Origin of the sequence: Nocardia arthritidis (genome assembly GCF_011801145.1) — a bacterium.
GTDB lineage: Bacteria > Actinomycetota > Actinomycetes > Mycobacteriales > Mycobacteriaceae > Nocardia > Nocardia arthritidis_A.
On sequence record NZ_CP046172.1, the window covers coordinates 3,044,558 to 3,057,348 of the forward strand.

The following is a 12,791-nucleotide window of genomic DNA, read 5'->3' on the forward strand; positions in this document are numbered from 1 at the left end:
CATGGATGTGGCGCGGCGCAATTTCAGATCGTGAGGCCGAAGTACTCCGCGAAGACGGTCACCGTATCCGGTTCGGGCGCGACCGGCCCGCGCAGCCACGTGCCCGTCGTCGATACGCCTGGAATGTGATGTCCGCCACCGAATATCGAGTACAGCGTGACCGGAGGTCGGCCGGTGGCCCGGTATTCGGTTCGGCACACCCGTCCGCCCGGCAGCCAGTGGAAGGACGGCCCGGTGTCGATCCCGTTGCGCGCGGCGAAATATGCCGCGGTTTCCGCGGTGGCCAGGTGCCCGCCTTTCGGGAACAGACCGTAAAGGCTCACCGTGCCACCGGAATACGGTGACACCGGATCGGCGGTGCCGTGGAATATCAAGAGCGGCAATGGGACCGGCGGCTTGGTCGAGGCCGCGAGGTTGTCCGGCGCCGGTTGGTTGCAGGCGATCAAGGCCGCACCCGCCAGGAGTTCGGGCGCGTCGTGCAGCAGACGGATCGTCATCTGCCCGCCCAGCGAATAGCCGATCACGAAAACCCGCCGCGAATCGATCAGGCCGGATGTCGCGAGCTCATTGATCAGCGCGCGCAGAAAACCGACGTCGTCGACGGATTTCGCGCCGCGCCAGAACATCACGGCCTTGCGCGCGCCGTTCCATTCGCGCCGCACCGCACCCGGGTACGCGATGACGGCCGCGCCGGTGGCGGCCAACGTCTCGAAGGCCCGGTTGCTGAATTCCCTGATGGAATCGCCGGTTTCGCCGGTGCCGTGCAGCACCAGCACCAGTGCGGCGCCGGGTTTCGGGTCGGCGGCGTGCACCAGCCGGTAATCGCGGCGGCGACCATCGTGTGTGATGGCGCCGCGCCTGTCGACGAGCTCGGTGAGGGATCGCACGATATTCGAGTCTGCTACATCCCGATCATGATCGGCGCGCGGGCCGCCTGCCGCGCACGACCGTGTGGAATCGCTTGGTGATTCTGATATTTCGGAGGCAACCGATGGCGATGACAACTGTCCACAGCAGCAGGACGGCGAGCGCGAGACCGAGCGGATAGTTTCGGTCGAGCACGGTCGGGTTGTCCGGATGCGCGTGCGCGCGGTTCAGTACCGGGGCGGCGATCAGCACGAGCGTCACCGTGCCCACCGCGCCGGTGGCGGCGAGCGGCCACCACCGCGCGGGCAGCTCGCCTCGTCCGGCCAGTCCCACCGCGGCGGCCAGCGGCGCGAATACCGCGTCGTGCAGCAGGATTCCGGCGCCGAACCACAGCCCGATCGAGATGAGATCCGCTGTCCCGAAACCGGTGAACAGGTCGAGACCGTACGCGAGCGCAGCAAGGCCCGCCAGCAGCAGTACGGCGCGGATGACGATCACGACAGCACCTCGATTCCGGAAAGCCATTTGGTCTGTAGCACGCCGGGACGATTCGGCGCGATCAGGCGGCACGGGTAGCCGTGGTCGATATCGAGCGGTGCACCGTTGAGCGACAGCGCGATCAAGGTGTCCGGATCGGTCGCGTGGTGGTGCGGCAGCACCGAGGTGGCATAGAGACCGCCGCGTTCCAGCGAATCGAAGCGAATATCGCCGCCGCGGTATGTGCCCACCGCCGCGAGCAGTTCGGACAGCCGCACCCCCGACCAGTGCGCCCCGGCGGACCAGCCCTCGACGCAGGCGATCGGCAACTGCGCCGAAGTCTGTGGCAGCGCGAGCAATTCGGCCCGGCTGAACCGGCGGCGCAGCCCGCCGACCGTGACGGTCAGCCGGTATTCCGGATCGCGGGCGAGCTCGTCGACGCCCGCGGCGAGCGCGCTGCGATTCACCGGAACGCCCTGTGGCCCTTGACCGCTGCGCGGCGCCAGCACCGCGGCCCAGCGCAGGAACGGTACGGTCTGCCCGGCGACGGCCACCGCGGCGGCGCCCGCCGAGACCGAGGCCGCGGTCAGCACGGCCCGGCGAGAAACACCGTCTCGCGGGCCGATTTCATCCGTTTGCTCGCTGGAATCCTTGTCCCGCAACGCCGTTCGCACCACCGGCAGCTTCACTGCCAGATGTACCGCGAGCGCGCCGACCGCGACATAGGCCATGGCGTAATGCGTGGTGGTGAAGAAGAACTTCCAGGGGTAGTACTGCGCGATATTGATCAACCCGGTGCCGAGCTGAAATATCGTCGAACCCACCAGCAGCGCAATGGATCCGCGCTCCAGCATCCGCAACGGCGAGCCGAATACCGGGCGGTTGAACAGCCTCGGATACACCGCCCAAAGCTTCACCAGGAGTAGCGGAATCGCCGCGACTCCGGTGATGACGTGCGTGCCCTGAGTGACCCGATACAGCCACACCGGATGTGCGGGCCACTGGAACCAGGACGGTGGATGCTGAATCCAATGGCTCAGCAGCCCGGTGCCGAAACATATGAGAACGGCCGCGCCGAGGGCGATTCCGACCCGGCTGGCCACCTGCGGGCCGCGCGCCGACGAAGTGAGTGGCCGGTGTCTCGTGCTCGTGGTCGGTGGCGGCGTGTGGGATGCGCGTTGGGCCGACTCGCTCATGCCGCCCCCGCTCCGTCGCTCGGCGGCGTGTCGATGATCGGTTCGGAAGCTCGACCCAACCATGCGATATGCCGTCCGCTCACCGCGGCGGTCTCCAGCACCCGGAACCCGGCGGGATCCGCGATCGCACCGATCCGGTCGACGGCGACCTGAGCCCACGGGAACCATTCGCCGACTCGCCCGCGCGACTCCAGCCGAATGGGTCGCGATACGATACCGGATCCGGGGCGGGCACATTCGACGATGGCGATACCGTTGGGGGCCAACAATTCTCGAACTCTGGTCAATAGCCGCACCGGATCGCCGCCGATTCCGACATTGCCGTCGGCGAGTATCGCGTACGCCCACCGTCCGCTGCCGGGCAGCGGACCGAACAGGTCGCGCCGCAGCGCGGGCGCGCCGCGAAATCTGGTGATCGCCACCGCCATCGGCGAAATATCGACGCCGAGCGCGATCACGCCGCGCCGCAGCAGCGCCGCGACGAGCCGCCCCGGCCCGCAGCCGAGATCGAGCGTCGGCCCATCGCAACGCGCCGTGAGCGCGTGGTCGGCGGCCGGATCCACCTCGGCCAGGCCCAGCCAGCGCCCGGTCGGCAGCCGGTGCCGTCGTCCGTCGCCGGTGCGCGCCCAGCAGGCCGTTCCGGTCAGCGCCCAGTCGAATAGATCGGGCGAATGCTCCTTCATCGCAAGGCCATTCGCCGGTCGGACAACTCGGTGAGCACGTCCGTGAACCGCCCCCGGGTCTCTGCGGCGACGAGCAGGGCATCGTCGAAGGTGTCGACATCGCGATACAGCGGCAGATTCCGTACGCGTAATCCGCGGTCGCGCACCGCCTTACGTGTCAGCGCACCGGTGCGGTCGGTGGACATCGGCACCGTGACGAGCGCCCGCGCGGGCTGCGGCGACGGCAGGCCCAGCGCCCACCAGCCGCCGTCGGCGGCGGGCCCGAGCACGGCGTCGCCCGTTCCGGTCAGCAGACGGGCCGCCGCGGTCAGGGTGGCCGGGGCGAGTTGCGGTGTGTCCATGCCGATCTGCAATACGGGTGCACCCCAGCGGGCCGCGTCGGCGTGCGCGTTGGCCAGCCGCTCGCCGAAGGTGCTCCCGCGCTGCGGAACGATCTCGAATTCGCCGAGCATCCGTGATAATTCGGCACCGCTCTCGGCCGCGGCGATATCGCCGGTGAACGCGACGACGCGGTGCCGAATCCCACTGCGCCGCACCGTATCCAGGGTGTCGAGCAGCGAAGCCGCCGCCACCGTCGCCGCCTCGGCCGGGGTGAGCGGCGGAGTGAGACGGGTTTTCGCGAATCCGGCGACGGGCGCCTTGGCGATCACCAGTAGGGTCGCGGCGACGGTTTCACTCATGCCCGGCCCCCAGCACCGACCAGAAGTCCCGGACCGCACGCAGCGACCCGCGCAGCGATCCGGACACCTTCGACACGCCGCCCGCTCGCGGTCGGTAGCTGATATCTCGTTCCACCACTTGCCATTTCGCCCGGGCCGCGGCGATGAGCAGGGCCAGCGGATAGCCGTAGCGCGCATGCAGCGGGCCGAGCGCGAGCAGCGCATCCCGCCGCGCCACCCGCATGGCGGCGATATCGTGCACGGGCACACCGAATTCGCGGCGCAGCCTGCCCGCGATCAATCGATTGCCCAGCCGCGCGTGCCATGGCCAGGCGCCCCGGCCGACGGCCCGCCGCCTGCCGACCGCGAGATCGGCACCGCCGCGCACGAGCGCGACGAGCGTTGGCAATTCGGCGGGGTCCATGGATCCGTCGCCGTCCAGTACGGCGATCAGCTCGGTATCGGCGGCGGCGATACCCGCCTGCACGGCCGACCCGTAGCCGGGCCGCGGTTCGCCGACGACACGGGCGCCCGCGCGCCGGGCGACGGCCGCGGTGTCGTCGGTGGACCCGTTGTCGACAACCAGTGCGCGATAGCCGGGCGGAATTGCGGAGAGGACGTTCGGCAACGCCTCAGCTTCGTCGCGGCACGGGATAACGACCGTCACACTGCTCGGTTGGTTCACGGTTTCGGTCACCTGTCCGACCGTAGGCCGCACCGGCCGCGGCGGACCCGAAAAAACGGTGACGAAACGCTGACATCGTCAAGAGCCACCGCGTGACCGGGGCGGACCGGCTTAAGGTGAATTTCGTGCAACTCGGCACCGAAGTACTGCCCCGAACCTTCCGGACACACCGCTCCGGCCTGATCGCCGCCGCGCTGGCCGCAGCGTTGGTCGCCCTGGCCTTCATCGTTCCGCGAATTTCCGGCGAACATTTCCGGAGCTCGCTCTACGCGGGCGCAGCACCGATATTCGGCAACTGGCTGCCGCATATCGGCTGGGGGAGCGGGCCTGCGATCGTGATCGCGCTACTGGTCATCGGTTACGGCCCGGCGCTCGCCGCGCGCCTTTCGTGGCGACCTCTACTGGGCGCCGCCTATCTGACCTCGCTCGGGTGGGCCTTCGCGCTGGCCATGGTCGACGGCTGGCGGCGTGGCTTCACCGACCGCCTACTCGACCCCAACGAATATCTGAAGGAGGTGCGCGGCGTCACCGATATTCCGGCGATGCTGCGCGGTTTCACCGGCCGGATCCTCGACTTCCAGCCGGACTCCTGGACCACCCACGTCTCCGGTCATCCGCCGGGCGCGCTGCTGTTCTTCGTGCTGCTGGACCGGGTCGGCCTCGTCGGCGGCGCCTGGGCGGCCGTCGCCTGCCTGCTGATCGGCTGTAGCGCCGTGCTCGCGGTGGCGGTGACGCTGCGTGCGCTCGGCGCCGAGGATCGGGCCAGGGCTGCGCTGCCGTTCCTGGTGCTCGCGCCGGCCGCCATCTGGATCGCGGTATCGGCGGACGCCGTCTTCGCGGGCGTCACCGCGTGGGCGGTGGCGCTGCTCGCCTGCGCCACCAGCGAAAAGCCAAGGGTGGTAATGGCATTGGCGTCTGGAGCGCTCTTCGGGCTCGGTATCTACCTGAACTACGGCCTGGTGCTGATGGCGCTGCCCGCCGCCGCTGTGCTGTTGTCGCGCCGGGCGCTGTGGCCGGTATTCCCGGCGCTGGTGGGCGCGCTGCTGGTGGTGGCGGCCTTCACCATCGCCGGATTCTGGTGGCTCGACGGCTATCACCTTGTGGTGCAACGGTATTACCAGGGCATCGCGAGCGAGCGCCCGTTCGGGTACTGGTGGTGGGGCAATCTGGCCGCCACCGTGTGCGCGGTCGGGCTGGCGACACCGGCCGCGCTGCCCCGGGTGTTGACGCGGAATACGTTGCGCGCCTTGAATCCGGCGGCATTACTTGTCGCGGCGAGCCTCGCCGCCATCCTGGCCGCGGACGCGAGCGGGCTGAGCAAGGCGGAAACCGAACGGATCTGGCTGCCGTTCACCGTCTGGCTGCTCGCCGCCACCGCTTTCCTCCCCCGGCCCGCCGCCCGCGCCTGGCTGGCGGTGCAGGCGGCGGGCGCGCTGCTGCTCGTCCATCTCATCCTCACGAATTGGTAAGGGGCCATGGCCATTCTGGTTGCCGACGACGATCCGGTGGTACGCGAGGTCGTGCGCCGCTATCTGGAGCGCGACGGGCTTTCCGTCGTCGAAACCGGGGATGGGCCGACCACTTTGGCCGCCCTGGCGGAGCGCGGTGCGGAGGTCGAGCTGGCCGTGCTCGATGTGATGATGCCCGCGCCCGACGGCATCGAGATCTGCCGCGCGGTGCGCTCGGGCCCGCGCCCCGGCACGCCGATCATCCTGCTCACCGCGCTGGGGGAGGAGGACGATCGGGTGATCGGCCTGGAGGCGGGCGCCGACGATTACGTCACCAAACCGTTCAGCCCGCGCGAACTCGCGCTGCGGGTGGCCTCGGTGCTGCGGCGGTCGACACGGGCCGAACCGCCCGAGACGCCGCAACAGGTTCTGCGCGACGGCCCCATCGAGGTGCGCCCCGCGGCCCGGCTCGCGCTGATCGACGGTGCGCCCGCGGAATTGACGCCGCGCGAATTCGACCTGCTGATCTTCCTGCTGAATCATCCGGGGCAGGTGTTCAGCCGCGAGGACCTGCTCGCCCAGGTGTGGGGCTGGGAATTCGGCGACCTGTCCACGGTCACCGTGCACATCAAACGCCTGCGCGCCAAGCTGGGCGGGCGGCACCGCATCGAGACCGTGTGGGGCCGCGGTTATGTGTGGGCGCGCAACGGATCCGAGAAGGAAGCGTGAAATGGCCGAGAACAGTGCGGATCTGATCGCGTACACCCTGGCCGGATCGGTGCCGGTGGTCGCGGTGGGCGCGGTGCTGCTGCATATCAACCGGAATCGCTCGCTGGTGCTGAGCATGGTTGTGCTGGTGCTGATTCCGATCGTATCGGCACTGGTCGGCATGATCGTGGTGAGCGGGCTGATGTTCACCGACGCGCTGGAGCGCACCCTGATCGTGCTGGCCGTCGTCGCCGCCGTCACCGTGCCCGCCGCCGTATTCCTCGGTCGACAGCAGGCACGGAAGATGGTGTGGGAGAAGCAGATCCGCGAACAGGAACGCGCCGCGGAACGGTCGCGGCGCGAGCTGGTGGCCTGGGTGAGCCACGATCTGCGCACCCCGCTGGCCGGTATCAGGGCCATGGCCGAGGCGCTGTCCGACGGCGTTGTCACCGAGGGCGCCGATGTCGCCCGCTATGCCGAGCAGATCGGCCGCGAGACCAACCGGCTCTCCCATATGGTCGACGATCTGTTCGAGATGTCGAAGATCAGCGCGGGCGCGCTGCGCCTGCAATTGGAACCCGTCGACCTGCGCGAGCTCATCGACGAGGTGCTCGCCGCCAACCGCCCGACCGCCGAACGCGCGCATGTCGACCTGCACGTCGACCAGCCGGATGCGCGAATCATGGTGTCCGCCAACGACCAAGCCCTCGGCCGAGTGCTGACGAACCTGGTCTCCAACGCCATCGCGCACACCCCGCCGGGCGGGCGGGTCGACATCTCCGCGGGCGCCGCCGACGACCACGCCTGGGCCCGCGTCGACGACACCGGCCCCGGCATTTCGGCGGAGGACCTGCCGCGCATCTTCGAGGTGGCCTACCGCGGCACCGCGGCGCGATCCCCGGTCGCATCCGACGGCGTCCCCGCGGGCAGCGGTATGGGCCTCGCCATCGCGGCCGGTCTGGTCGCCGCGCACAACGGCGAGGTCACCGCCGAAAACCGGGACCGGGGTTGCCGTTTCGAGGTCAGGCTGCCACTGAGCACGGCAGGGGCCTAGAGCGCGGGCGCGCCGACACCCGCAGCGGAACGCAGTGGGGCGAAGGCGAATTCGGCGAGACCGGCCATCGGTGTGATCTGTGCGGTGAATCCGAGCGCGCTGCGGGCGCGTTCCGGGCTGGCCACGATATGCCGCACATCGCCAGCGCGATAGCGGCCGGTCACGATCGGCGCCGGGCCGCCGCGGGCGGCGGCGAGCAGCGCGGCCACCTCGCCGATGGTGATCGGGTGGCCCGAAGCGATATTGAGCGGTACGAATCCGTCCAGCGGCCGCTCGACCGCGGCGAGATTGGCCGCCGCGATATCGTCGACGTGCACGAAATCCCGCGCCTGCCGCCCATCCTCGAACACCTCGGGCGCCCGCCCGGACTCCAGCGCCGACCGGAAGATCGCCGCCACCCCGGAATACGGTGTATCCCTTGGCATTTCCGGCCCGTAGACGTTGTGGTAGCGCAGCGCCGTCACGCTGCCGCCGGTGGCCGCGGCCCAGGCGGCGGCGTAATTCTCCTGTGCCACCTTGCTCGCCGCGTACAGGCTGCGCGGCCGCGCGGGCGCGTCCTCGGACACCGGCGACCAGTCCAGCGCCGCACCGGTTTCCGGTGACCGGTACTCGAAAAATCCGGCGGCCAAATCACTTACGGTCCGCTTGGTCACCGTCGCGGGCACACCATCGGCGGTCACATAGCTGCCCTCGCCGTACACCACCATCGAGGAGGCGAGCACCAACCGGCCGCAGCCGGCCCGGTCCATCGCCGCGAGCAGCACTGCGGTGCCGAGATCGTTGTGTCCGGCGTAGGCCGGGGCGTCGCGCACGCTCACCCCGGCCCCGACCACCGCGGCCTGATGACACACCACATCGATGCCGCGCAGCAGCGGATCCAGTGCGTCGGCGTCGCGAATATCCCTGCGCAGCACGCCCATCGGCGTTTTCGCGGCGATACCGTGCGCGGCGGGCAGCATCACATCGATGGCCGTCACCTCGTGCCCCGCCGCGAGCAGCGCACGATGGATCCGGCCGCCGATGAATCCGGCGGCGCCGGTGAGCAATACGCGCATGGGGGCCGTCCTGTCGATGGGCATGGACCGATTCTGTCCATTCCGGCCCGCCGAGTCGCCCGGCGCGGCCGCTCCGTCACACTTTCGTCAGCAGTTGCTCGGCGCGGGCTCGCCGCGGAACCGCGCATCGATCCAGGCGACGGCGGTGGGCGCGCCCATCACCGCGGTGCTCAGATGGTCCGGGCTGGTGTAGAGGTCGGCCTCGACCGGAACTCCGGCCGCGCAGTAGCGGTGCATGGTGTTATCGATGGCATCGGTCGGGATGAGCGCGTCCTCCCGGGCCCGCCATTCGTAGACCGGAGCGTTCGGCACGCCGTCGTAGAGTTCGAGGCTGTTGTCCTCCAACACCTTTCGCGCGGTCGGGTCGTATGCCATCGATGTCTCGGTGGCCACGTCGAGTACGCCGTGGCCCGCGCCCGCGGCCAGGATCTCGTTGGTGCAGCCGTTGGCGATCTGGTTGCGCAGCACGATGCCCAGCCCATTGAGGTGATCGCTGATCGGCAGTTCCTTCGGGTATTCCCGCTCGAGGCCGATGGCGGCGGCCAGTGCGAGGCCGAATACCGGGTGGTGGTTGTAGCCGAGGCCCTCGACCATCTTCACCAGGTTCATCGGTACGCCGCCCTCGGCCGCCCCGACGATCGGCAGTTCCGGCGCGTAGGTCGGGGCCAGTGCCGCCGCCCAAGCGGTGGCCATGCCGCCGCCGGAGTAGCCGAGCATGGCCATCCGGCTGTTCGCGAGCCCGAGCTCGCCCACCTGCCGCACCGCGCGCAGGCCGTCCAGGGTGATCTGGCCGCCGAGTTTCGCGGCGCCGTAGGCGAAGTTCGGGCCGAGGTGGTCGGGCAGCGCGATGGACCAGCCGCGCATGAGCACGGCGTTGAGCACGGGCGCCTCGCGCACCTGCAGATTCGGGTCGGGGGTGTAGAGCACCCTGGATACCGCGCACTGCGCGCCGAGGCCGTTGATGATGTGCTGATAGGACAGCAGCGGCCCGTCGGGTTGGTGGCTGCGCGGGGTGAGCACCGTGGTGGTGGCCGCGATCGGCTGGCCCGTCGAACTCGTCGACCGGAACTTCACCAGGGTGACCGTGGTGTCCGGAAACGCGATGATCGGCGGCATGGGCCGCACCGCGAGCACCTCACCGGGTTTGGCGTTCTCCAGACCGGGCGGCGCGGCATAGAAAGGATCCGGATCGGGCATCGGATAGATCGGTTGCGCGGCCGCGATTCCCGGTATTCCGGCCAGCAGTGCCGCGAGCAATCCGGTCAACGCGAAACCTTTTGCCGCGCCCGTCCCGATGCGCACGATCATCGACCTCACGGGTACGCCTCCTCATTTGGTTTGACAATTAACTGGAATATTGCCGCGCAAATTCTCGAAGGATGAAGGGAAATTATCGACACGCGACACGCCGATGTTGCCGAGAATTCATCTCATTCGGCGAGTGCGGCGGCTATCGCGGGCCAGGACTCGTGCAGGTCGATCTGCCAGTACGGCCACGAGTGGGTGCCGACCTCGCGATAGACGAAGGTGGCCGGCACGCCGAGCAGGCCGAGCCTGCGCTGGAATTCCTCGGTGCACAGCCGGGCGGCGTATTCGAGCAGCGCGCCGAAGGTGACCGCGGCGGGCATCTGCGGATCGGACCAGGTCTCGGGTCCGGAGGCGCCGTTGCCGACGGATACGTAGATGGTCTTGCCGCGCAGCGCCTCGGCGTTGGCCAGCGGATCATGCGCCTGCCAGGCCGGATCGTTATCCGGGCCCCACATGTTGTCCGGATTGCCGCCCACCCAGCTGATCGATTCGCGGATGGCCAGTTTGGCGTTCGGCTCCAGGGTGTCGATGCAGCCGCTGAACGTCGCGAGCCCGCGGTACAGGTCCGGGTGGCGGGTGGCCAGGATCGCCGCGGAGGCCGCGCCCATGGACAGTCCGCCGATCGCGTTGCGGCCGTTGCCGTCGAATACCTTGTCGATGAGCGGCGGCAGCTCGTCGGTCAGGAATGTCTCCCACCTGAGCTGGCCGCCGAGGTGTGGGTCGGGGCGCTCCCAATCGGTGTAGTAGCTGCCCTCGCCGCCCACCGGCAGCACGACGTTGACCTGCTTGTCCGCGAAGAACCGCACGATATCGGTGTGCTGGGTCCAATTGGTCTCCGGCGGTTCGGAATCGACGCCGTCGAGCAGGTAGTAGGCCGGGCGCGGCTCGTCGTTGTCGGGATGCAGCACGTGCACCTCGACGACGCGCTGCATGGCGGGCGAGTCGATCAGCATCTTCGACCTGGTCGGGCCGAGTTGATCGATGCGAACGACCGCCGCGGCGGGTGTGGTGTCCGCGGTCGCGGCGCCGATGCCGGAGATCAGCGGTATGAGGGCGGCGCCGGCCGTCATCACTTTGCGTAGCACGATTTCGACTCCCATTCATCACAGCGTTTTCCGGATGTTTGCGGAGGTGAAGTCGATTAACCGTTCGCGACTTTACATACCGTTCAGTCGGTGCTCAACCGCGGCCCAGCGTATGGGCTCGGGAGAAATTTCGCCGCCCGCCGCGCCGAATTATGCCGAGTTGCGCATATCGGAATCGGTCGGGCGGCGTGGAATTCAGGAGAACTGCTTGTACGGGATACCGACGGTGAGACCGCCGTCGATGACGAATTCGGCGCCGGTGGAGTAGGACGACTCATCGCTGGCCAGGAAGGTGATCAGGGCCGAGACCTCCGTCGGCGCGGCGGCGCGCCCCAGCGGGATCTGCAGCAGATCGGCCGGGATCTTCTCGGTCATCGTCGTGGTGATCAGGCCGGGATGCACCGAGTTCACCCGAATTCCGTACTGCGCCAGTTCGAGTGCCGCCGATTTCGTCAGCCCACGCACCGCGAATTTGGTCGCGGTGTAGCCGTGCAGACCCGCGGTGCCGCGCAGGCCCTCCACCGAGGAGATGTTGATGATCGAACCGCCGTTGCCCGCCTCGATCATCGCCCGCGCCCCGGCCTGCATGCCGAGGAAGGTGCCGGTGAGGTTGATGTCGACGATCTGCTGCCACTTGTCGAGTTCGAAATCGGCGAGCAGGTTGCCGTTCGCGATGCCCGCGTTGTTCACCAGGACGTTCAGTGCGCCGAAGCGCTGCACCGCCTCCTCGACGGCGGCCCGCCACTGCTCGGGCTCGCGCACGTCGAGGTGCACGTAGGTGGCGTTGTCGCCGAGTTCCTTGGCGACCGCGGTGCCCTCCTCGTCGAGGACATCGCTCAGGACCACCCGGGCGTCCTCGGCCACCATGGCGCGTGCGTGCGCGGCGCCCATCCCGCGGGCCGCCCCGCTGATCAATGCCACCTTGCCGGTCAAACGCCCCATTGCGGGACCTCCTTGTCTCGTCACCGAATCCCCGTCAACCTACCTGCGAAATTCCCGGTGCGCGCCCGCCCGTGGTCGGATCCATTCCGGTGTGGCCGAACGGATTTCCCCGCTACCGTGGCGATATGAGTGAGCCGATCACCTTCACGATGGCGACGCTGCGGCAGGCCGCGGGCACCGATCTCGGCGTGAGCCGCTGGCTGACGGTGGCGCAGGAGCGCATCGACGCGTTCGCCGCGGCGACCGAGGACCGGCAGTGGATCCACGTGGATCCGGAGCGCGCCGCGGCCGGTCCGTTCGGCACCACCGTCGCACACGGCTATCTCACGCTCTCGCTGCTGCCGCCGCTGATGGCCGACCTGATCGCGATCACCGATGCCTCGGCGCGACTCAACTACGGGCTCAACAAGGTTCGCTTCCCGGCGCCGGTGCCCGCCGATTCCCGGATCAGGGCCCGGGCCGTGATCGTCGGCGTCGACGAGGTGGCGGGCGGGTTGCAGGTGGTCGTTCGGGCGAGCATCGAACGGGAGGGTGGCGAGAAACCGGTGTGTGTCGCGGAGTATCTGGTCCGCGCGCTGGATTGAGCGGTAGCATCCGTTGTAGAACCTGTTTCATTTTCGGGCC

General features: G+C 68.9%; 14 protein-coding genes. 4 read left to right on the forward strand and 10 right to left on the reverse strand.

All coding sequences use genetic code 11. The features are described from left to right. Window positions 1-23: 23 nt before the first annotated feature. Genes F5544_RS13390 through F5544_RS13415 form a run of 6 tightly spaced genes read right to left on the reverse strand, consistent with a single transcriptional unit; the run spans window position 24 to window position 4,579 of the window. Window positions 24-887, reverse strand: coding sequence for an alpha/beta hydrolase family esterase (locus F5544_RS13390; protein WP_167473501.1), 864 nt, complete (start codon window positions 885-887; stop codon window positions 24-26). A gap of 25 nt (window positions 888-912) precedes the next feature. Further along, entirely contained in the window at window positions 913-1,365 is a 453-nt protein-coding gene (locus tag F5544_RS13395; protein WP_174867331.1) for a hypothetical protein, read from the reverse strand. Then, the gene (locus F5544_RS13400) at window positions 1,362-2,540 is read right to left on the reverse strand and encodes a molybdopterin-dependent oxidoreductase (RefSeq protein ID WP_167473502.1); all 1,179 of its coding nucleotides are present in this window, start codon (window positions 2,538-2,540) and stop codon (window positions 1,362-1,364) included. Before F5544_RS13400 ends, F5544_RS13395 begins: the two co-directional genes overlap by 4 nt. Beyond that, window positions 2,537-3,223: a class I SAM-dependent methyltransferase gene (locus F5544_RS13405; protein WP_167473503.1), complete on the reverse strand. Its 687-nt coding sequence runs from the start codon at window positions 3,221-3,223 to the stop codon at window positions 2,537-2,539. The genes F5544_RS13400 and F5544_RS13405 overlap by 4 nt, the downstream gene beginning before the upstream one ends. Continuing rightward, the gene (locus tag F5544_RS13410; RefSeq protein WP_167473504.1) at window positions 3,220-3,903 is read right to left on the reverse strand and encodes a TIGR04282 family arsenosugar biosynthesis glycosyltransferase; all 684 of its coding nucleotides are present in this window, start codon (window positions 3,901-3,903) and stop codon (window positions 3,220-3,222) included. The genes F5544_RS13405 and F5544_RS13410 overlap by 4 nt, the downstream gene beginning before the upstream one ends. Continuing rightward, the gene (locus F5544_RS13415; RefSeq protein ID WP_238847229.1) at window positions 3,896-4,579 is read right to left on the reverse strand and encodes a glycosyltransferase family 2 protein; all 684 of its coding nucleotides are present in this window, start codon (window positions 4,577-4,579) and stop codon (window positions 3,896-3,898) included. Before F5544_RS13415 ends, F5544_RS13410 begins: the two co-directional genes overlap by 8 nt. A gap of 134 nt (window positions 4,580-4,713) precedes the next feature. Here F5544_RS13415 and F5544_RS13420 point away from each other — a divergent pair, with 134 nt between their 5' ends. Genes F5544_RS13420 through F5544_RS13430 form a run of 3 tightly spaced genes read left to right on the forward strand, consistent with a single transcriptional unit; the run spans window position 4,714 to window position 7,777 of the window. Next, window positions 4,714-6,036 (forward strand): hypothetical protein, encoded by a 1,323-nt coding sequence (locus F5544_RS13420; RefSeq protein ID WP_174867587.1) that lies wholly within the window; start codon window positions 4,714-4,716, stop codon window positions 6,034-6,036. A gap of 6 nt (window positions 6,037-6,042) precedes the next feature. After that, a complete protein-coding gene (locus tag F5544_RS13425) occupies window positions 6,043-6,744 on the forward strand; it encodes a response regulator transcription factor (protein ID WP_167473505.1) in 702 nt (233 codons plus the stop codon). 1 nt (window position 6,745) lies between these two features. After that, window positions 6,746-7,777, forward strand: a complete 1,032-nt coding sequence (locus F5544_RS13430) for a sensor histidine kinase (protein WP_167473506.1) — start codon at window positions 6,746-6,748, stop codon at window positions 7,775-7,777. Here F5544_RS13430 and F5544_RS13435 read toward each other — a convergent pair. From F5544_RS13435 to F5544_RS13450, 4 genes are all read right to left on the reverse strand, one after another. After that, a complete protein-coding gene (locus tag F5544_RS13435; protein ID WP_167479170.1) occupies window positions 7,774-8,832 on the reverse strand; it encodes an NAD-dependent epimerase/dehydratase family protein in 1,059 nt (352 codons plus the stop codon). The genes F5544_RS13430 and F5544_RS13435 overlap by 4 nt on opposite strands. 87 nt (window positions 8,833-8,919) lie before the next feature. Further along, entirely contained in the window at window positions 8,920-10,140 is a 1,221-nt protein-coding gene (locus F5544_RS13440; protein WP_167479171.1) for a lipase family protein, read from the reverse strand. A 122-nt stretch (window positions 10,141-10,262) separates the two neighbouring features. Continuing rightward, window positions 10,263-11,240, reverse strand: coding sequence for an alpha/beta hydrolase (locus F5544_RS13445; protein ID WP_174867333.1), 978 nt, complete (start codon window positions 11,238-11,240; stop codon window positions 10,263-10,265). Between the two features lie 180 nt (window positions 11,241-11,420). Then, window positions 11,421-12,167: a glucose 1-dehydrogenase gene (locus tag F5544_RS13450; protein ID WP_167473507.1), complete on the reverse strand. Its 747-nt coding sequence runs from the start codon at window positions 12,165-12,167 to the stop codon at window positions 11,421-11,423. A gap of 125 nt (window positions 12,168-12,292) precedes the next feature. On the opposite strand from F5544_RS13450, the gene F5544_RS13455 reads away from it, so the two are divergent. Beyond that, on the forward strand, window positions 12,293-12,751 hold the full coding sequence (locus F5544_RS13455; protein ID WP_167473508.1) for a MaoC family dehydratase: 459 nt from the start codon (window positions 12,293-12,295) through the stop codon (window positions 12,749-12,751). The last annotated feature ends 40 nt before the right edge of the window (window positions 12,752-12,791 follow it).

Coding starts and splice junctions, on each gene's coding strand:
- F5544_RS13430 (WP_167473506.1), top strand. CDS start 6,746: ATGGCCGAGAACAGTGCGGATCTGATCGCGTACACCCTGGCCGGATCG.
- F5544_RS13405 (WP_167473503.1), bottom strand. CDS start 3,223: ATGAAGGAGCATTCGCCCGATCTATTCGACTGGGCGCTGACCGGAACG.
- F5544_RS13400 (WP_167473502.1), bottom strand. CDS start 2,540: ATGAGCGAGTCGGCCCAACGCGCATCCCACACGCCGCCACCGACCACG.
- F5544_RS13445 (WP_174867333.1), bottom strand. CDS start 11,240: ATGGGAGTCGAAATCGTGCTACGCAAAGTGATGACGGCCGGCGCCGCC.
- F5544_RS13410 (WP_167473504.1), bottom strand. CDS start 3,903: ATGAGTGAAACCGTCGCCGCGACCCTACTGGTGATCGCCAAGGCGCCC.
- F5544_RS13425 (WP_167473505.1), top strand. CDS start 6,043: ATGGCCATTCTGGTTGCCGACGACGATCCGGTGGTACGCGAGGTCGTG.
- F5544_RS13440 (WP_167479171.1), bottom strand. CDS start 10,140: ATGATCGTGCGCATCGGGACGGGCGCGGCAAAAGGTTTCGCGTTGACC.
- F5544_RS13435 (WP_167479170.1), bottom strand. CDS start 8,832: ATGCGCGTATTGCTCACCGGCGCCGCCGGATTCATCGGCGGCCGGATC.
- F5544_RS13455 (WP_167473508.1), top strand. CDS start 12,293: ATGAGTGAGCCGATCACCTTCACGATGGCGACGCTGCGGCAGGCCGCG.
- F5544_RS13450 (WP_167473507.1), bottom strand. CDS start 12,167: ATGGGGCGTTTGACCGGCAAGGTGGCATTGATCAGCGGGGCGGCCCGC.